Origin of the sequence: Rahnella sp. 2050 (assembly GCF_040544515.1) — a bacterium.
Lineage (GTDB): Bacteria > Pseudomonadota > Gammaproteobacteria > Enterobacterales > Enterobacteriaceae > Rahnella > Rahnella aceris.
This window is the reverse complement of record NZ_JBEPKE010000009.1, coordinates 92,904-111,376: the sequence shown is the minus strand read 5'-3', so window position 1 is coordinate 111,376 and position 18,473 is coordinate 92,904. Positions and strand designations below refer to the sequence as shown.

Here is an 18,473-nt window from a genome sequence, read left to right as displayed (position 1 = left end):
CAGACACATAATCAGGCGAAACGTCTTGTACCTCTACATCGAGACATTGAAGCAAAGATTGGATGCGATCAATCAGTTACGAGTAGATCGCGCACTGGCAGCAATGGGTCCTGCGTTTCAACAGGTCTACCAGCTGCTTCCTGTCTTTTTACATCAACATCACCCTCTGATGCCGGGATACCTTGAAGGTAAGGTTCCGCATGGTATCTGTGTTTTCACGCCTGATGAATCCCAACAAACCTACCTGACTGACCTTGAAGATAAATGGGGCAGCGCGCTCGAACCTCTTGTGAAAGGTGAATTGCCTATCACTGGCGTGTATTCCATGGGCAGCACCTCTTCCATTGGCCAGAGTCAAAGCTCTGATCTGGATATCTGGGTCTGCCATCAGTCCTGGCTCGATAACGAAGAGCGTAACCGCTTACAGCAAAAATGCAGCCTGTTAGAAAAATGGGCGGCCTCGCTGGGCGTAGAAGTCAGCTTCTTCCTGATCGACGAAAACCGCTTCCGCCACAATGAAAGTGGCAGCCTGGGTGGTGAAGACTGTGGTTCAACACAGCACATCTTATTGCTCGACGAGTTCTACCGTACCGCCGTCCGTCTGGCCGGTAAGCGTATTCTATGGAATATGGTGCCGGGTGAAGAAGAAGCACATTACGACGAATATGTGCTTTCGCTGTATGCACAGGGCGCACTGACGCCAAACGAATGGCTCGATCTCGGTGGCCTCAGTACGCTGTCAGCGGAGGAGTATTTCGGCGCGAGTTTGTGGCAGTTGTATAAAAGTATCGATTCTCCTTATAAAGCGGTGCTCAAAACGTTGCTGCTGGAAACATACTCCTGGGAATACCCTAAAACGCAATTGCTGGCGATGGATATTAAACAACGCCTGCATCAGGGTGAGATCGTCTGCTTCGGGCTTGATTCCTATTGTATGATGCTCGACCGCGTGACCCGTTATCTCACCCAGATTGAAGATTTCACCCGCCTTGATTTAGTCCGCCGTTGTTTCTATTTAAAAGTCTGCGAAAAACTCTCCCGTGCACGGGCATCGGTTGGCTGGCGTCGTGAAATTCTCAGTCAACTGGTGGCTGAATGGGGATGGGATGAAGAACGTCTGGCTATGCTGGATAACCGGGCGAACTGGAAAATCGAGCGTGTGCGCGAAGCGCATAACGAACTGCTCGATGCCATGATGCAAAGCTATCGCAACCTGATCCGCTTTGCCCGTCGCAACAATTTAAGCGTCAGTGCCAGCCCGCAGGATATCGGCGTGCTGACCCGTAAGTTGTACGCCGCGTTTGAAGCGCTGCCGGGTAAAGTCACGCTGGTGAATCCGCAGATTTCACCTGATCTGTCAGAAAGCGATTTAACCTTTATTCATGTGCCGATTGGCCGTGCGAACCGCACCGGCTGGTATCTGTATAATCAGTCGCCGTCGATGGAATCTATCGTCAGCCACCAGCCGCTGGAATATAACCGCTATCTGAATAAACTGGTGGCGTGGGCCTATTTCAACGGTCTGCTGACATCCACGACACGTCTGCATATTAAAAGCGGCAGCTTGTGTGATATCGCCAAACTGCGCGAACTGGTGGCGGATGTTTCGCACAACTTCCCGCTGCGCCTGGCGGCACCGACGCCAAAAGCGTTGTACAGCCCGTGCGAAATTCGGCACTTAGCGATTATCGTTAATCTGGAACACGATCCGACCGCAGCTTTCCGCAATCAGGTGGTGCATTTTGATTTCCGTAAGCTGGATGTTTTCAGTTTCGGGCAGAATCAGCAATGCATGGTCGGCAGTATTGACCTGCTCTATCGCAACTCATGGAATGAAGTGCGTACGCTGCATTTCAGCGGTGAACAGGCGGTGCTTGAAGCGCTGAAAACTATTCTGGGCAAAATGCATCAGGATGCTGCACCGCCGGAATCGGTAGAAGTGTTCTGCTACAGTCAGCATTTACGTGGCCTTATCCGTACGCGGATTCAGCAACTGGTGTCGGAATGTATTGAGCTTCGCCTGTCGAGCAAACGACTCGAACCCGGGCGCTTCAAAGCCGTGCGTGTTGCCGGGCAAACCTGGGGACTGTTCTTTGAACGTCTCAGCGTTTCTGTGCAAAAGCTGGAGAATGCGATCGAATTCTATGGCGCGATTTCCAACAACAAACTGCACGGTTTGTCGGTGAAATTGCAGACCGATCAGGCGCATCTCCCCGCTGTGATTGACGGCTACGCCAGCGAAGGGATCATTCAGTTCTTCTTCGAAGACAGTTCTGATGACATCGGCTTTAATATCTACATTCTTGATGAATCCAACCGTGTTGAGGTCTATCACCACTGCGAAGGCAGCAAAGAGGATCTGGTGCGCGATGTCAGCCGGTTCTACTCATCTTCCCATGACCGGTTTACCTACGGCTCAAGCTTTATTAACTTCAACCTGCCGCAGTTCTATCAAATTGTGTCGCTCGATGACCGGATTCAGGTGATCCCTTTTCGCAGCAATGCCCTCTCTGCCGCCTGCGCCACCTTGCCTGAAAGCGACGTCGAACCTTCGCGGCTGAAGCAGCAATTCCAGTTGCATTAGAAAAGGTGTCCATATCACGGACATGTGGCAGATTATCCGGCTTTCCTGCGCTTTAAACCCTGAAAATGTGCCCGGGGGTTTTGTCGATTCCTGTTGCTTTTCATGATCCACCTGCGATTATAGAGAGCTTGGTCGCATGAATTACGGGCATTCATAAAATGAAAAACGCTTTACGCTGGTCTCTGGCCGCGACAATACTCTTTTCTCTCTCCGGTTGCGGACTTAAAGGGCCGTTGTATTTCCCACCGCCGGAAAAATCAGCCACGCAAAAAACCAGCAATGTTCCGGGTACGGCGAACGATGGTTCGTCGCAGGAAAAAGGGGTATCACCAGAAAGCCTCACGACGAACTCCAGAGATTGACCAGCAAATTGTCGGGGGTTTCGTGCCATGCTGGCAGAACCCTCTTCTTAAAGGATCATCGCGACTGGATTTGACCAGCGGTAAACGGAGTCAGTTATGCAGTTCTCCAAAATGCACGGCCTGGGTAACGATTTTATGGTCGTTGATGCCGTCACTCAAAATGTCTATTTTTCTCCCGAGTTGATCCGTCGTTTGTCTGACCGTCACCGTGGCGTAGGTTTTGACCAGTTACTGGTGGTGGAACCTCCTTACGATCCCGAATTAGACTTTCATTACCGTATTTTTAACGCGGACGGCAGTGAAGTCGCGCAGTGTGGTAATGGTGCGCGCTGTTTTGCCCGCTTTGTCCGCATTAAAGGTCTGACAAACAAACGTGATATCCGCGTCAGCACGCAGACCGGCCGCATGGTGCTGACTGTCACCGAAGATGAAGAAGTGCAGGTCAACATGGGCGAGCCGGTTTTCGAGCCGCAACAGGTGCCTTTCCGTGCAGCGAAACCGGAAAAGACCTATATTCTGCGTGCAGAAGAGCGCACAGTATTTTGCGGTGTGGTGTCGATGGGAAACCCGCATTGCGTATTACAGGTGGATGATGTGCTGACAGCAGAAGTCGAGGTTCTCGGACCGATGCTGGAAAGTCATGACCGTTTTCCTGAGCGTGTGAACGTCGGTTTCATGCAGATCCTCAGCCCGGAAAGCGTAAAATTGCGCGTGTACGAGCGCGGTGCCGGTGAAACACAGGCATGCGGAAGTGGTGCCTGCGCGGCTGTGGCGGTTGGCATTCAGCAAGGTTTACTCGCAGAAGAAGTTCAGGTGGAACTGCCGGGAGGCAGCCTCGACATTCGCTGGAAAGGGCCGGGTCATCCGCTTTATATGACCGGACCTGCCACTCATGTTTACGACGGATTTATTCATCTATGAACAATCTTGATGACCAGATTGAACCGGTAATAGCTCTCGACGATGACAGCGTGATGCAATATCTGCTGCAAAACCCGGATTTCTTTATTCGCAATGCGCGCAGCGTCGAGCAGATGCACGTACCGCATCCGGTGAAAGGCAGTATTTCGCTGGTTGAATGGCAACTCGGACGTCAGCGTCATCAGATTGCCCAGCTTGAAGAAGAAATTACATTGCTGATGGAGCAGGCTTCGGTCAACGAAGCGTTGTTCGGGCGGATGATCGAGCTTCAGGCCACGCTCGCGGCGGCCAGCAGTTTGCAGGATATGCTTAACCGCCTGCAACGCTGGGCACGCAGTCTGGGGCTGGCGGGCGCCAATGTGCGCTTGTTCAGTGAAGGCTGGCGCATCGGCGCGCCATCAGATTTCACTCATCTTGCGGTGAGCCGCAGCGCGTTTGAATCCATGCGCATCCAGCGTCTGGGCGAAACGCCGCATTATCTCGGCGGCCTGAACGGTCCGGAATTACTGCTGTTATTGCCGCAGGCGAAAGCCGTGGGTTCCGTCGCACTGTCGCTGATGGGCGAACAGGGTGAGCTGGGCGTGCTGATTTTCAGCAGCCGTGATCCCCAGCATTATCAGCCAGGAATGGGCACGGTGCTACTCAACCAACTGGCAAAAATGTTACCTGGCCTGCTGGAACGCTGGATCGAACGCGTATGAATCACACCGAATCGCCTCTCTATCCTGCAGTCGAGGCGTTTCTGCGTTACCTGCATGTTGAACGCCAGCTCAGTCCGCTTACCACCACCAATTACAGCCGCCAGTTAGAAGCCCTGATCGTCATCTCCGGCGAGATCGGTATTTCCCACTGGCAGCAACTGGATGCGCCAAAAGTCCGCATGTTACTGGCGCGCAGTAAACGCGCCGGTTTGGGGCCATCCAGTCTGGCGCTGCGCATGTCTTCGCTGCGCAGCTTTCTTGACTGGCTGGTGCGTCAGGGCGTATTAAGCGCCAATCCTGCCAAAGGCATTTCCACGCCGCGTTCACCCAAGCATTTGCCAAAAAATCTTGATGTCGATGAAGTGAATAAACTGCTGGACATCGATCTCAATGATCCGCTTTCCGTGCGTGACCGCGCGATGCTGGAAGTGATGTATGGCGGCGGGCTGCGTCTTTCGGAACTGGTGGGTATCGACTGCAAACATATCGATATGGCCTCCGGCGAAGTGCGCGTGTTGGGTAAAGGCAGCAAAGAGCGCAAAGTGCCGATCGGGCGAACGGCTGTCACCTGGCTCGAACACTGGCTGGAACGCCGCGCTGATTTTAATCCGCAGGATGACGCGATGTTTTTGTCGAGCAAAGGCAGCCGTATTTCTGCGCGCAACGTGCAAAAACGGTTTGCTGAATGGGGCGTGAAACAGGGCGTTAACAGCCATATTCATCCGCATAAACTACGACATTCTTTTGCCACGCACGTGCTGGAATCCAGCGGGGATCTGCGCGCGGTACAGGAATTGCTGGGGCACGCGAATCTGTCCACCACCCAAATCTATACCCACCTCGACTTTCAACATTTGGCGACGGTTTACGACGCCGCGCATCCCCGCGCAAAACGAGGAAAATCCTGATGAAGTTCTATCGTCCGCTGAAACGCATTGAAGCGATCACCTTCGATTTAGACGACACGCTGTATGACAATTACGACGTTATCCGCCGTACCGATACCGAAACGCTGAAATTCATGCAGGGTTTCCATCCGGCGCTGACGGATATGGCACCGGATACTGTCCGCCTGATGCGTGCAGAATTACTGGCGCAGGACGCGGAGATTTATCACGACGTCACCGAATGGCGCCGTCAGGCGGTTTTGCTGGCGATGACCCGCGCGGGTCTGAGTCGCAGTGAGGCTGAGCAGGGCACCAAAGCCACAATGGAAACCTTCGCGAAGTGGCGCAGCAGGATTTATGTTCCGCAGGAAAATCACGACGCGCTGGCGGCGCTGGCCGAACGCTGGCCGCTGGTTGCTATCACTAACGGCAATGCCGATCCGCACGCCTGTGGTCTGGCGCAATATTTCCAGTTTACGTTGCGGGCGGGCGATCATGGCCGTGCCAAACCTTACGCCGACATGTATAAAAAAACGTCGATGAAGCTGGATATCCCGCTGGAAAACATTCTGCATGTGGGCGATGACCTGACGACAGACGTCGCGGGCGCGGTGCGTTGCGGGATGCAATCATGCTGGATTAATTTGCGCGAAGGCGACCTGATGCACATTAACGATGCCCGTCTGTTACCGCATATTGAGATTTCGCAGTTGGCATCGCTGACAGCATTGCTATAATCCCTTCTTAAATTACTCTGTATAAATTCACAGTGGAAATGCATTCGCGGCGATAATTTTCGCGTGAGTGCTTTTCTCATCTGACAAACGGTGCCTATGGACGTTTCTGACCTGCTCGACAGCCTGAATGAAAAACAACGTGAAGCCGTGGCCGCGCCGCGCAGCAATCTGTTGGTGCTGGCCGGAGCAGGCAGTGGCAAAACCCGCGTGCTGGTTCACCGCATAGCGTGGTTGCTGGCGGTAGAAAAGTGCTCGCCGTATTCTATTATGGCCGTCACATTTACCAATAAAGCGGCGGCAGAAATGCGCCACCGTATCGACCAGCTGATCGGCACCAGTCAGGGCGGCATGTGGATTGGTACCTTCCATGGCCTCGCGCACCGTTTGCTGCGTGCACACCATTTAGACGCCAATTTGCCACAGGATTTCCAGATCCTCGACAGTGATGACCAGATACGTCTGATCAAACGCCTGATCAAAGCCCTGAACATCGACGATAAACAATGGCCCCCGCGTCAGGCGATGTGGTACATCAACGGCAAAAAAGACGAAGGTCTGCGCCCGCAGCATGTCGAAACCTACAACAATCCCGTTGAAGCGACCTGGTTACGCATTTATCAGGCCTATCAGGAAGCTTGTGACCGTGCCGGGCTGGTGGATTTTGCCGAGCTGTTGCTGCGCGCCCACGAACTCTGGCTGAACAAGCCGCATATTTTGCAGCATTACCGCGAACGTTTTACCAACCTGATGGTGGACGAATTCCAGGACACCAACAGCATTCAGTACGCGTGGATCCGCCTGCTGGCAGGTGACAACAATAATGTGATGATCGTGGGTGATGATGACCAGTCGATTTACGGCTGGCGCGGTGCGCAGGTTGAAAACATCCAGCGCTTCCTGAAAGATTTCCCGAATGCACAAACCATCCGTCTGGAGCAGAACTACCGTTCAACCAGCACCATCCTGAAAGCCGCCAACTCACTGATTGAAAACAACAATGGCCGTATGGGTAAAAACCTGTGGACCGAGGACGGCGAAGGCGAACCGATTTCACTCTATTGCGCATTCAACGAACTGGATGAATCGCGCTTTGTGGTTAACCGCATCAAAACCTGGCAGGACAACGGCGGTGCGCTGAAAGATTGCGCCATTCTTTACCGCAGCAACGCCCAGTCGCGTGTGCTGGAAGAAGCCTTATTGCAGATGGCGATGCCATACCGTATTTATGGCGGTCAGCGGTTCTTCGACCGTCAGGAAATCAAAGATGCGCTGGCGTATCTGCGATTGATGTCGAACCGCAATGACGATGCCGCTTTTGAGCGCGTGGTGAACACACCGACGCGCGGCATCGGCGACCGCACGCTGGATGTGGTGCGCCAGACAGCACGTGATCGTCAGATGACCATGTGGCAGGCCACCCGCGCGCTGTTGCAGGAAAAAGTGCTGGCAGGTCGTGCGGCATCTTCACTGCAACGCTTCACCGAACTGGTTGACGCACTGGCGCATGAAACCTCAGATATGCCGCTGCACGTGCAGACTGACCGGGTGATTAAAGATTCCGGCCTGTTCATCATGTATGAGCAGGAAAAAGGCGAAAAAGGGCAGGCGCGAATCGAAAACTTAGAGGAACTGGTGACAGCAACACGCCAGTTCAGCTATCAGGATGAAGACGAAGATCTGATGCCGCTGCAGGCGTTTCTGTCGCATGCCGCGCTCGAAGCAGGCGAAGGGCAGGCGGATGCCAATCAGGACGCTACGCAGCTGATGACACTGCACTCGGCCAAAGGGCTGGAGTTCCCGCAGGTGTTTATCGTCGGCATGGAAGAGGGCATGTTCCCGAGCCAGATGTCGCTGGAAGAAGGCGGACGTCTGGAAGAAGAACGCCGTCTGGCGTATGTCGGCGTCACCCGCGCTATGCAGAAACTGACCCTGACCTACGCGGAAACCCGCCGTTTATACGGCAAAGAAGTGTCTCATCGCCCGTCACGTTTTGTCGGCGAACTGCCGGAAGATTGTGTCGAAGAAGTCAGGATGCGCGCCAGTGTGTCACGCCCGATGAGCAACCGCAGCGTCGGCACGCCAACCAGCGTCAGCGACACCGGCTTCAAACTCGGCCAGCGCGTTGTGCATCCTAAATTCGGCGAAGGTACTATCGTCAATATGGAAGGCAGCGGCGAACACAGCCGTCTGCAGGTGGCGTTCCCGGGCGAAGGGATTAAGTGGCTGGTTGCCGCCTACGCCCGCCTCGAAGCCGTCTGATTTTTAACTCCCTCCCCTGCGAAGGGGAGGGTTGGGGTGGGGTATTAAGGTCAAAAACCAACGTTTAAGCGCGCTTAATCTCCTGTTTTGTCTGTAAAACCCCCTCCCATCCTCCCCCTTCGCAGGGGGAGGAGCCGAAAGGTCAGAGGCTAAATGTTTCACCCACTTCGGCTTTCGCATACCATTCCAGCATTTCTTTGACCCCTTCTTCGCCTTCCGGCGCGGTGCCTGGCAGATAATCCTGTTCCTGAACTGGCTGATACGCACCGTGTTTCACTTCAAAAATCACGCCGCCTTCGTCGAGAGATAGCACGCTGTGCCAGGTATTGGCCGGGATTTCCAGCAGACGGGTTTCTGCGCCGAGCCACAGGCGGTCGGTGACTTCGCCGCTGTTATCGTAAATCAGTACCAGAAAGCGACCACGCAGGGCGGTCAGCATTTCCCAGGTGTGTGGATGGCGGTGAATGCGCACATAAGTGCCGGGTTCCATGGCGATGGCCAGACGCTGAACGTCATCTTCAGGCGCCGGATGCATATTCAGATTTTGACGCAGTCGCGGTGAATGCGCCGCCTTGGTGATCAGGTCGCATAACGTATCTTGGTTTATCTGCTTAATCATTTTGGGTATCTGAAAAGTGAGGGGAGATCAGGGCATTGAGTGTAGCCAAAAAAGCACCATCCGATAAGCCGGTAAGGTTATCAGGCCAGCCTGAAATTTATGCATAAATGTTGCCAGAATAGATTTGTTCGCGGTTGACAGTCTTTTTATTCCCGGCGTAACATGCGCGCACTATTATCAATGAGGAACTTCGCCTTGGACACACCCAGTAGATACTGGCTCAATAACCTGTTCATTAGGTACCACTTCTAAGGCCCTCCTCTTTGCTGATGGCCTTAGTGGTTGTCAGCGACCCCCGTTCTGTCGCTGTGAGTCAGATCTGAATTTGGTCTGAATTACGCCGGTGACAATTCTCACCCCGTGATTTTTTGTGCTTCAACGCGTTGTCCACTTTCTGTCATTTTTGGGAGAACGGGCACATGCTGAGTGCTTTTAAATTAGAAAACAGCCGCTTATCCCGTTTAGAGCTGGACGAGTCAGACGATCTCAAAACCTCATTGTGGGTGGATTTGGTCGAACCTGACGAGCTGGAGCGTGAGCGCGTTCAAAGTGAATTAGGGCAAAGCCTGGCGACACGTCCTGAACTGGACGACATCGAAGCTTCTGCACGTTTCTTTGAAGATGAAGACGGCCTGCACATTCACTCCTTCTTTTACTATGAAGATGCCGAAGATCATGCCGGCAACAGCACCGTGGCATTTACCGTGCGCGAAGGTCGTCTGTATACCCTGCGTGAGCGCGAATTACCGGCATTTCGTCTCTACCGTATGCGTGCCCGCAACCAGACGCTGGTTGACGGCAACGCCTATGAACTGCTGCTGGATTTGTTCGAAACTAAAATAGAGCAACTGGCGGATGAAATTGAAAATATCTACAGTGATCTGGAAAAACTCAGCCGCGTGATCATGGAAGGGCATCAGGGCGACGAATACGATGCTGCACTTTCCACGCTGGCAGAACTGGAAGATATCGGCTGGAAAGTGCGTTTATGTCTGATGGATACCCAGCGCGCGCTGAATTTCCTGGTGCGTAAGGCTCGTTTACCCGCAGGTCAGCTTGAGCAGGCGCGTGAAGTATTACGCGATATCGAATCCCTGTTGCCGCACAACGAATCCCTGTTCCAGAAAGTTAACTTCCTGATGCAGGCGGCGATGGGTTTTATCAACATCGAACAGAACCGCATTATTAAGATTTTCTCGGTGGTTTCGGTGGTGTTCCTGCCGCCAACGCTGGTGGCTTCCAGTTACGGGATGAACTTTGAATTCATGCCGGAACTGAAATGGTCATTCGGTTATCCGGGCGCGATTGCGCTGATGATCCTCGCCGGGCTGGCGCCTTACCTGTACTTCAAACGTAAAAACTGGTTATAACCGACCATGCTGATGGAAAGGATGGTTCCGGCGGGGCAGTGGTTTATCCTCGTCGTTTCCTCACTGATTCTGGGCATTATTTTTCAGACCTTCCACGTTCCCGCTGCGCTCCTGCTCGGGCCGATGATTGTCGGCGTCGTCATGGGTTTATTGGGTGCCAGCGTGCGTATTCATCCGCTGTTCTTCAAAATATCGCAGGGCATTTTGGGCTGTATGATCGCGCAAAGTCTGTCGCCCTCGATTCTGCCACCGTTACTCAATGACTGGCCGCTGGTGCTGATGGTGCTGGTGGCGACGCTGCTTGCCAGCGGACTTTCCGGCTGGTTGCTGGTACGTTTTAGCCAGTTACCCGGCCCGACCGGCGCGTGGGGTTCATCACCCGGCGGTGCCAGCGCCATGGTCGCGATGGCCGGTGATTTCGGTGCGGATGTCCGTCTGGTGGCGTTTATGCAGTATCTGCGCGTGTTGTTTGTTGCCACGGCTGCCGCATTTGTTGCGCGTATGGCTATGGGCGACAGCGCATCGCTGGCGGCGGCAGTGGTCTGGTTTCCGCCGCTCACCTGGCGTTTCTTTGCCACGCTATTTCTGGCAGTAGCCGGTGTCTGGCTGGGGCCGCGCCTGCGTATCCCTTCCGGCGCGCTGCTGCTTCCGGCCATTGTCGGCGCGGTTTTGCATTCCACCGGAACGGTGACCTTAGAAGTGCCGGAATGGCTGCTGGCGATGGCGTACACGCTGATTGGCTGGAGTGTCGGGCTGCGCTTTACACGTCCGATTTTCAAACTGGCTTTACGTACGCTGCCTCAGATGATTGCCTCGATTATCGGGCTGATGCTGATTTGCGGGGGCATGGCATGGGTGCTGACCAAACTTTTGCACGTCGATATGCTGACGGCTTATCTGGCGACCAGCCCGGGCGGGCTGGACACCGTGGCGATTATTGCGGCAGGCAGCCACGCCGATTTAGGTTTTGTGATGGCGATGCAGACGCTGCGTCTGATCACCATCCTGGCCACCGGTCCCGCGATGGCGCGCTTTATCTCACGCAGCGCTGTGTCCGCTTCTTCCTCGTCGTAAACGCCCCTGCGTATAGAGCGCATCGCTGATAAAGCACAGCAGTCCCACCCAGATAAAGCCGAAGGTGATAAGTTGTGAGGTGTTGACGGTTTCACCGTAAAACACCACGGCCAGCAGGAACATCAGCGTTGGCCCGAGATACTGGAAAAAGCCCAGCGTGGAGAGCTTCAGCCGGGCAGCGGCGGCGGTAAAGAACAGTAGCGGAATGGTGGTGATAATCCCGGCCGCCATCAGCAATAAATCCAGAGACCACGGATTCGCTGCCAGATTGCTGGTCTGGCTGTGGGCAATAAAGAACAGATAAATCCCGGCCACCGGCAGCAACCAGAGGGTTTCAATCAGCATCCCGGTTTGCGAATCTACGCCTATTTTTTTACGCAGCAGGCCATAGAAGGCGAATGTCAGGGACAGCCCGATGGCGATGACCGGCACGGAACCAAATACCCACACCTGCACCAGCACCCCGGCGAAAGCCAGCGCCACGGCGAACCATTGCAAACTTCGGAATCGTTCACGCAAAAACAGCATGCCAAGCACCACATTCACCAGCGGATTGATAAAGTAGCCGAGGCTGGCTTCCAGAATGTGATTATGATTAATTGCCCAAATAAAAATCAGCCAGTTCCCACCGACAAGCAGGGCGGTAATCAGTAACATGCCGATTTTCTTCGGTTGTGCCAATACCCGGCGGACATCGCCCCAGCTGCGGCTGACGGAGAGCAGCACTAACATAAAGAAGAAAGACCAGATCACCCGGTGAGTCAGAATTTCATCCGCCGGAACCTGTTTGATGAGCTTGAAATACGCTGGCGCGATCCCCCAGATCAGATAGGCGATAAAGGCAAAAATAACACCTTGCCGGGTACGGTGTGCGTCCATGTGGGTACCTGAAAAAAGAGTAAGGAAAGAAGCGGAGTTTACCTGATCTCAGCCCACCATATAGGTCGCCGTAGTGGTCGCGATGTGAATGCCCGTGTCGCTGTGTAAATCCACGCGCGCCACGGAGACTTTGTTCCCGGCACGGATCAGGCTGGCGGAGGCAATAAAATACTCGCCACGGCCCGGACGCAGGTAATCAACGCGTAAATCGATGGTGCCCATCTTGGATAAACGCTGACGCATTTCGGCTTCCAGTAACGGGTGATCAGGTTTGTCGCGGCGGATCAGTGAACTGGTCACACAGACCAGACCGGCGGCGACATCCAGCACCGCAGCAATTACGCCGCCGTGCAGGATTTTTTGTGCGGCATTGCCCACCAGTTTTGTCTGGTTGGTAAATTTTAACTCTGCGTAGTCGCAGTCGAGACGTTTCAGCTCGAGGCCCAGTTCGCGGTTAAACGGCATATCGTAAACGAAAATATTGCCGATCAGTTGCAGGGCAGCCTCGTGGCTGAGAGATGAAGCAGACATGAATAAATTCCTGACGAAAACGGGTGGACAGTATGTTCGCCGAAAAAGTTAACGAAGTGTTGATTTTAGGTGCGGGCAGGAAGGATTTCTACACAGCGAAGGATAAATGTATTCAGTACTCATCTAGAAATGTATTTGTGTGTAAAATGCCCTGCTTTGAGATTTCCGGATTTTAGTCAGCGCGTGGTTGGCCGGGCAGACGGCATATTTTCAAAAATAATCAGTCGATAACTTTAGGGTGAGGGTAAGGAATAATGCGTAAAAATTGGGCTGTCGGAGCCGCCATGCTGGCGATGCCAATGCTGGGACACGCCGCAGAGGCCACTGTGCAGGAAGTGCATGATAAACCTGCGGTACGCGGAAGTATTATTGCGAATATGTTGCAGGAGCACGACAACCCGTTCACATTATATCCTTACGAACAAAACTACCTGATTTACACTGATACCAGCAATATCAACAAGAAAGCCATTCAGTCTTACGACTGGGCAGATAAAGCACGTCATGATGAAGTCGAGTTCCAGCTCAGCCTGGCGTTCCCGTTGTGGCGTGGAATTGCGGGTGATAATTCGGTGCTCGGCGCGTCTTACACGCAAAAATCATTCTGGCAGCTTTCCAACAGCGGCGAGTCTTCACCTTTTCGTGAGACCAACTACGAGCCACAGCTTTTCCTCGCCTGGGCAACGGATTACGATTTCCTCGGCTGGACATTGCGCGAAGCAGAATATGGTGTCAGCCATCAGTCTAACGGCCGCTCAGATCCGACGTCCCGCAGCTGGAACCGCGTGTATGCCCGTTTCATGGCGCAAAACGGTAACTGGCAGGTGGATTTAAAACCGTGGTACCGCATCCCTGAAAGCGATGAAAACGACGATAACCCGGACATCAACAAATACATGGGTTATTACCGCCTGAAAGTCGGTTATGCGTGGGGTGACAGCGTGTTCAGCGTGGAAAGCCGTTACAACTGGAATACCGGTTACGGCGGTGCGACGACTGGCTGGAGCTACCCGATTTCCAAACAGGTTCGCTTCTATACTCAGGTATTTAGCGGCTACGGCGAGTCATTGATCGACTACAACCATAAGCAGACCCGTATCGGTGTGGGTATTATGCTTAACGACATCATGTAATTGCGCCATACTTCTGGTTGCAGTTGCGTTGGCCGCACCCGGAATTATTTAGGTTATATTATGTCGGTGCAGTACAGCCCCGGCGGCTTTAGGGCTTAGCCGGGTGGTTTGAACAGTTGGGGAATTGAGTGTCTACGGCGGCAGTGATAAACAAAGAAGAGCTGGCTCATCAGGTATTACGCGATACCTTCGGCTATCAGCAATTCAGACCAGGCCAGCAAACTATCATCAATACCGCCCTTTCTGGCCGGGATTGTCTGGTAGTGATGCCAACAGGCGGCGGTAAATCGCTGTGCTATCAAATTCCCGCTCTGGTGATGGACGGCCTGACGCTGGTTGTTTCGCCGCTCATCTCGCTGATGAAAGATCAGGTCGACCAGCTGATGGCCGCAGGCGTTGAAGCCGGCTGCCTGAACTCAACGCAAACCCGTGAGCAACAGCTGGAAGTGATGGCCGGTTGCCGTGCGGGACGTATCAAAATGCTGTATATCGCGCCGGAACGCCTGATGATGGGCGATTTCCTCGAGCAGCTGCAACAGTGGAATCCGGCGATGCTTGCCGTCGATGAAGCTCACTGTATTTCCCAATGGGGCCACGATTTCCGCCCGGAATATCGCGCGCTCGGCCAGCTGAAACTGCGTTATCCGCAACTGCCGGTGATTGCCCTGACCGCAACCGCCGATGAGGCCACACGTAACGATATCGTCCGTCTGCTGGAGCTGAACGATCCGCTGATTCAGGTCAGCAGTTTCGATCGCCCGAATATCCGTTACACGCTGGTGGAAAAATTTAAGCCGCTCGATCAGCTGATTCGTTTTGTGCAGGATCAGCGCGGTAAAAGCGGCATTATTTACTGTAACAGCCGTGCCAAAGTGGAAGACACAGCCGCCCGTCTGCAAAGCCGCGGGCTGAGCGTCGGCGCGTATCACGCCGGGCTGGATAACGACACCCGCGCCCGCGTGCAGGAAGGTTTCCAGCGCGACGACCTGCAAATTGTGGTCGCCACCGTCGCCTTCGGGATGGGCATCAACAAACCTAACGTGCGTTTTGTGGTGCACTTTGATATTCCACGCACCATCGAGTCTTATTATCAGGAAACGGGCCGGGCAGGGCGTGACGGCCTGCCTGCCGAAGCGGTGCTGCTTTACGATCCGGCTGATATGGCCTGGCTGCGCCGCTGTCTGGAAGAGAAACCGGCGGGCGCTCAGCAGGATGTTGAACGCCATAAGCTGAATGCCATGAATGCGTTTGCGGAAGCGCAAACCTGCCGCCGTCTGGTGCTGCTCAATTACTTCGGTGAAGGCAAACAGAACGCCTGCGGTAACTGCGATGTGTGTCTTGACCCGCCAAAACGCTATGACGGTTTGCTGGATGCGCAGAAAGCGCTGTCGGTCGTTGCGCGCGTCGGACAACGTTTTGGCTTAGGGTACGTGGTCGAAGTGCTGCGTGGTTCGAACAACCAGCGTATCCGCGAATACGGCCACGACAAGCTGACTGTGTATGGCATCGGCAAAGAACACAGCAACGAACACTGGACCAGCGTGGTTCGCCAACTGATCCATCTCGGGCTGATTACGCAAAATATTGCCATGCACTCGGCGTTACAACTGACGGAATCGGCGCGTCCGGTTTTACGGGGCGAAATCCCGTTGCAGTTGGCCGTGCCGCGGATTCAGACGCTGAAAATTAAAAGCAGTGCCAGCCAGAAAACTTACGGCGGGAATTACGATCGTAAGTTGTTTGCTAAATTGCGTAAACTGCGTAAGTCACTGGCGGATGACAATAATGTGCCGCCGTACGTGGTATTTAACGACACGACGCTGCTGGAAATGGCTGAACATCTGCCCGTCAGCGCGAGCGATTTGCTGGACATCACGGGTGTTGGTCAGCGTAAGCTGGAGAAATTCGGCAGGCCATTTATGGCGATGATCCGCGATCACATCGATAACGGCGACGAATAAGAATTCTGTTTCCTACACATAACACAGAGAGTTAATCATGCTGATGCTATTCCTGACGGTTGCGATGGTTCATCTGATCGCGCTGATGAGTCCGGGGCCGGACTTTTTCTTTGTTTCACAAACCGCCGCCAGCCGGTCGCGTAAAGAAGCCATGATGGGTGTGATTGGTATTACGCTCGGCGTACTGGTGTGGGCAGCGGTTGCGCTGATGGGATTACATTTAATTCTGCAAAAAATGGCCTGGCTGCATCAGATCATCACCGTCGGCGGCGGCCTGTATCTGTGCTGGATGGGCTGGCAGTTGATGAAATCAGCACGTGCTAAAAAACAAAACGGCGACGACACTCCGGTAACGCTGCCTGCCCGTGGCCGCACGTTTATGCGCGGGCTGCTGACCAATCTTTCGAATCCTAAAGCTGTCATTTACTTCGGCAGCGTGTTCTCTATGTTCGTTGGCGACAGTGTCAGTGGTGGCGAGCGTCTGGGTATATTTCTGCTGATTGTGGTGGAAACCCTGGCCTGGTTCTCGCTAGTGGCGTTGGTTTTTGCCCTGCCGAAAATGCGTCGCGGATATCAGCGTTTAGCAAAATGGATTGATGGCGTGGCAGGCGTGGTGTTTGCAGGCTTTGGTGTTGCGCTTATCGTGAATCGTTAATCAACGCATTTTGCGCATAAAAAAGGGTTCGGTTGATGCCGAACCCTTTTTGCATTTTGCGGCGTTAAACCTTTCTGGCACTTGCCAGCAACACACCCACCAGCATAAACAGTGAGCCGAAAATGCGGTTCAGCAACTGCATTTGTTTCGGGGCTTTCACCCAGCCGGCGATGCGCGTGGCCAGCGTGGCGTAACCGATCATCACAATAATATCGACAACGACGGTGGTCACGCCGAGTACCATGTATTGTGCAGCCTGAGGCTGGTGCGCAATGATAAACTGCGGGAATAACGCGGCCAGAAACACAATGCTTTTTGGATTGGTCAGGTTCACCAGGATGGCGCGTTTGAATAAACGGCGACGCGGCATACTGCTGGCGAGCGCGCTCAGATCAATCGCCCCGGCAGAGCGCCACTGGCAAATACCCAGCCAGATTAAGTACGCCGCACCCAGCCATTTGAGAATTTCAAAGGCCAGCAGCGATGATGAGATCAGTGCGCCCAGCCCGATACCGACCAGTACGATGTGGATGGATAACCCGAGTTGTAACCCCGCGATTGACGCCACCGCCCCGCGATAGCCGTGGCTGATGCCCGTACTCATCGTGTTAATGGCACCGGAGCCGGGGGATAAACTTAAAATAGAAGTGGTGAGCAGGTAGGTTAACCACCAGTCAAGTGTCATTGCGAGACTCCCTGAATACGTTTTATGTTGTTTTATGGCACAATACGCCATTGTTTATAATTGCGCTATAACTCACAAATAACACTTTTCCTCCTCCCTGCCTGACGACTTTGGATCATTGAATGCCTGTGAATTTTGGGAAGTGGTTAACACGAGAGAAGGAGTTTTCCGCCTTCGCGACCGGACCTTTGCTGGATTTCTGGCGTACGCGCGAAGAAGGCGAGTTTAGCGGCGTTGACGATGTCCAGATCCGCTATGTCCGGTTCTGTTCCCCCGCGCATGATAAAGTCATCGTGGTGTCACCGGGTCGTATAGAAAGCTACGTAAAATATCCTGAAGTAGCCTACGATTTATTCCATTGCGGCTACGATGTCATGATTGTCGATCACCGTGGTCAGGGGCGTTCCGGGCGTATGCTCGACGATCCGCATTGTGGCCACGTTAAGCATTTTGACGATTATGTTGAGGATTTCGAAAGCTTTTATCAGCTGGAGATTGCCCCACGTCAGTACGCGAAAAAGTTCGCGCTGGCACACTCCATGGGCGGTGCGATCCTGGCGCTGTTTCTGGCGAAAAATCCGGACAAGTTTGATGCAGCGGCGTTACTCGCGCCGATGACCGGCATTTATTTGCCGATGCCGGGCTGGATTTCCCGCCGGATCCTCAACTGGGCGGAGAATCGTCCGCTACGCCGTGACGGCTATGCGCTGGGCACCGGTCACTGGCGGCCATTACCGTTTGTGGTCAACCGCCTGACACACAGCCGTGAGCGTTATCGCCGTAACCTGCGTTTTTATGCCGATTACCCTGAGCTGCAGGTCGGTGGGCCAACCTATCATTGGGTACGTGAAGGGATTGAGGCGGGGATGCATATCCTGAAAGAAGCCGAAAAAATCACCACCCCTGTTCTGTTATTGCAGGCGAGCGAAGACCGTGTGGTGGATAACCGGTCCCATCTTGCTTTTTGTCAGGCCATGGCCGTTGCGGGACACCCTTGTGAAGGGGAAAAACCGCTGGTCATTGAAGGCGCGCGCCATGAGATCCTGTTTGAACGGGACGACCTGAGGGCACAGGCGCTGGACGCTATCATGCGCTTTTTTGCGCGACAGCATTAA

At 53.8% G+C, this 18,473-nt stretch carries 17 protein-coding genes; 13 read left to right on the top strand and 4 right to left on the bottom strand.

Features of this window, described 5'->3' with window-relative positions:
• Positions 1–25: 25 nt before the first annotated feature.
• The 7 genes from ABIC79_RS22945 (at position 26) to uvrD (ending at position 8,451) form a co-directional block, all read left to right on the top strand.
• Entirely contained in the window at positions 26–2,584 is a 2,559-nt protein-coding gene (locus ABIC79_RS22945) for a class I adenylate cyclase (RefSeq protein ID WP_013577520.1), read from the top strand.
• 158 nt (positions 2,585–2,742) lie between these two features.
• Complete coding sequence (lptM, locus tag ABIC79_RS22940) at positions 2,743–2,946, top strand: LPS translocon maturation chaperone LptM (protein WP_013577519.1); 204 nt, start codon at positions 2,743–2,745, stop codon at positions 2,944–2,946.
• 96 nt (positions 2,947–3,042) lie between these two features.
• Positions 3,043–3,867, top strand: coding sequence for a diaminopimelate epimerase (gene dapF / locus ABIC79_RS22935; RefSeq protein WP_013577518.1), 825 nt, complete (start codon positions 3,043–3,045; stop codon positions 3,865–3,867).
• Entirely contained in the window at positions 3,864–4,568 is a 705-nt protein-coding gene (locus ABIC79_RS22930; RefSeq protein ID WP_013577517.1) for a DUF484 domain-containing protein, read from the top strand. Before dapF ends, ABIC79_RS22930 begins: the two co-directional genes overlap by 4 nt.
• Positions 4,565–5,476 carry a tyrosine recombinase XerC gene (xerC, locus tag ABIC79_RS22925; RefSeq protein WP_112152373.1) on the top strand — a complete coding sequence of 304 codons (912 nt, stop codon included), beginning with the start codon at positions 4,565–4,567 and terminating at the stop codon, positions 5,474–5,476. Before ABIC79_RS22930 ends, xerC begins: the two co-directional genes overlap by 4 nt.
• The gene (gene yigB / locus ABIC79_RS22920) at positions 5,476–6,192 is read left to right on the top strand and encodes a 5-amino-6-(5-phospho-D-ribitylamino)uracil phosphatase YigB (protein WP_037035464.1); all 717 of its coding nucleotides are present in this window, start codon (positions 5,476–5,478) and stop codon (positions 6,190–6,192) included. Before xerC ends, yigB begins: the two co-directional genes overlap by 1 nt.
• A gap of 96 nt (positions 6,193–6,288) precedes the next feature.
• A complete protein-coding gene (gene uvrD, locus ABIC79_RS22915; RefSeq protein WP_013577514.1) occupies positions 6,289–8,451 on the top strand; it encodes a DNA helicase II in 2,163 nt (720 codons plus the stop codon).
• 142 nt (positions 8,452–8,593) lie between these two features.
• Here the strand turns inward: uvrD and ABIC79_RS22910 are convergent, their stop codons facing one another.
• A complete protein-coding gene (locus ABIC79_RS22910) occupies positions 8,594–9,070 on the bottom strand; it encodes a WbuC family cupin fold metalloprotein (protein WP_112197603.1) in 477 nt (158 codons plus the stop codon).
• A 419-nt stretch (positions 9,071–9,489) separates the two neighbouring features.
• Here ABIC79_RS22910 and corA point away from each other — a divergent pair, with 419 nt between their 5' ends.
• Entirely contained in the window at positions 9,490–10,440 is a 951-nt protein-coding gene (gene corA / locus ABIC79_RS22905; RefSeq protein WP_013577512.1) for a magnesium/cobalt transporter CorA, read from the top strand.
• 6 nt (positions 10,441–10,446) lie between these two features.
• The gene (locus ABIC79_RS22900) at positions 10,447–11,514 is read left to right on the top strand and encodes an AbrB family transcriptional regulator (protein ID WP_013577511.1); all 1,068 of its coding nucleotides are present in this window, start codon (positions 10,447–10,449) and stop codon (positions 11,512–11,514) included.
• On the opposite strand, the gene rarD is transcribed toward ABIC79_RS22900, so the two are convergent.
• Together rarD and ABIC79_RS22890 are read right to left on the bottom strand one after the other, a co-directional pair.
• A complete protein-coding gene (rarD, locus tag ABIC79_RS22895) occupies positions 11,479–12,393 on the bottom strand; it encodes an EamA family transporter RarD (RefSeq protein WP_112197604.1) in 915 nt (304 codons plus the stop codon). The genes ABIC79_RS22900 and rarD overlap by 36 nt on opposite strands.
• Positions 12,394–12,441: 48 nt before the next feature.
• Positions 12,442–12,924: a thioesterase family protein gene (locus ABIC79_RS22890; RefSeq protein ID WP_013577509.1), complete on the bottom strand. Its 483-nt coding sequence runs from the start codon at positions 12,922–12,924 to the stop codon at positions 12,442–12,444.
• A 254-nt stretch (positions 12,925–13,178) separates the two neighbouring features.
• Here ABIC79_RS22890 and pldA point away from each other — a divergent pair, with 254 nt between their 5' ends.
• The 3 genes from pldA to rhtC all read left to right on the top strand — a co-directional run bounded on the left by pldA (position 13,179) and on the right by rhtC (position 16,673).
• Complete coding sequence (gene pldA, locus ABIC79_RS22885; protein ID WP_013577507.1) at positions 13,179–14,057, top strand: phospholipase A; 879 nt, start codon at positions 13,179–13,181, stop codon at positions 14,055–14,057.
• A gap of 128 nt (positions 14,058–14,185) precedes the next feature.
• On the top strand, positions 14,186–16,018 hold the full coding sequence (gene recQ / locus ABIC79_RS22880) for an ATP-dependent DNA helicase RecQ (protein WP_013577506.1): 1,833 nt from the start codon (positions 14,186–14,188) through the stop codon (positions 16,016–16,018).
• A 37-nt stretch (positions 16,019–16,055) separates the two neighbouring features.
• Positions 16,056–16,673, top strand: a complete 618-nt coding sequence (gene rhtC, locus ABIC79_RS22875) for a threonine export protein RhtC (protein WP_013577505.1) — start codon at positions 16,056–16,058, stop codon at positions 16,671–16,673.
• A 64-nt stretch (positions 16,674–16,737) separates the two neighbouring features.
• Here the strand turns inward: rhtC and rhtB are convergent, their stop codons facing one another.
• Positions 16,738–17,358: a homoserine/homoserine lactone efflux protein gene (gene rhtB / locus ABIC79_RS22870; protein WP_013577504.1), complete on the bottom strand. Its 621-nt coding sequence runs from the start codon at positions 17,356–17,358 to the stop codon at positions 16,738–16,740.
• Positions 17,359–17,480: 122 nt separating this feature from the next.
• Between rhtB and pldB the strand changes: the two genes are divergently transcribed.
• Positions 17,481–18,473 carry a lysophospholipase L2 gene (gene pldB / locus ABIC79_RS22865; RefSeq protein ID WP_119262181.1) on the top strand — a complete coding sequence of 331 codons (993 nt, stop codon included), beginning with the start codon at positions 17,481–17,483 and terminating at the stop codon, positions 18,471–18,473.

Excerpts from the sequence above, each read along its gene's own strand:
- pldB (WP_119262181.1), top strand. The coding sequence starts at position 17,481 with ATGCCTGTGAATTTTGGGAAGTGGTTAACACGAGAGAAGGAGTTTTCC.
- corA (WP_013577512.1), top strand. The coding sequence starts at position 9,490 with ATGCTGAGTGCTTTTAAATTAGAAAACAGCCGCTTATCCCGTTTAGAG.
- pldA (WP_013577507.1), top strand. The coding sequence starts at position 13,179 with ATGCGTAAAAATTGGGCTGTCGGAGCCGCCATGCTGGCGATGCCAATG.
- ABIC79_RS22900 (WP_013577511.1), top strand. The coding sequence starts at position 10,447 with ATGCTGATGGAAAGGATGGTTCCGGCGGGGCAGTGGTTTATCCTCGTC.
- lptM (WP_013577519.1), top strand. The coding sequence starts at position 2,743 with ATGAAAAACGCTTTACGCTGGTCTCTGGCCGCGACAATACTCTTTTCT.
- ABIC79_RS22890 (WP_013577509.1), bottom strand. The coding sequence starts at position 12,924 with ATGTCTGCTTCATCTCTCAGCCACGAGGCTGCCCTGCAACTGATCGGC.
- rarD (WP_112197604.1), bottom strand. The coding sequence starts at position 12,393 with ATGGACGCACACCGTACCCGGCAAGGTGTTATTTTTGCCTTTATCGCC.
- ABIC79_RS22910 (WP_112197603.1), bottom strand. The coding sequence starts at position 9,070 with ATGATTAAGCAGATAAACCAAGATACGTTATGCGACCTGATCACCAAG.
- uvrD (WP_013577514.1), top strand. The coding sequence starts at position 6,289 with ATGGACGTTTCTGACCTGCTCGACAGCCTGAATGAAAAACAACGTGAA.
- xerC (WP_112152373.1), top strand. The coding sequence starts at position 4,565 with ATGAATCACACCGAATCGCCTCTCTATCCTGCAGTCGAGGCGTTTCTG.
- rhtB (WP_013577504.1), bottom strand. The coding sequence starts at position 17,358 with ATGACACTTGACTGGTGGTTAACCTACCTGCTCACCACTTCTATTTTA.
- rhtC (WP_013577505.1), top strand. The coding sequence starts at position 16,056 with ATGCTGATGCTATTCCTGACGGTTGCGATGGTTCATCTGATCGCGCTG.
- ABIC79_RS22930 (WP_013577517.1), top strand. The coding sequence starts at position 3,864 with ATGAACAATCTTGATGACCAGATTGAACCGGTAATAGCTCTCGACGAT.
- yigB (WP_037035464.1), top strand. The coding sequence starts at position 5,476 with ATGAAGTTCTATCGTCCGCTGAAACGCATTGAAGCGATCACCTTCGAT.
- dapF (WP_013577518.1), top strand. The coding sequence starts at position 3,043 with ATGCAGTTCTCCAAAATGCACGGCCTGGGTAACGATTTTATGGTCGTT.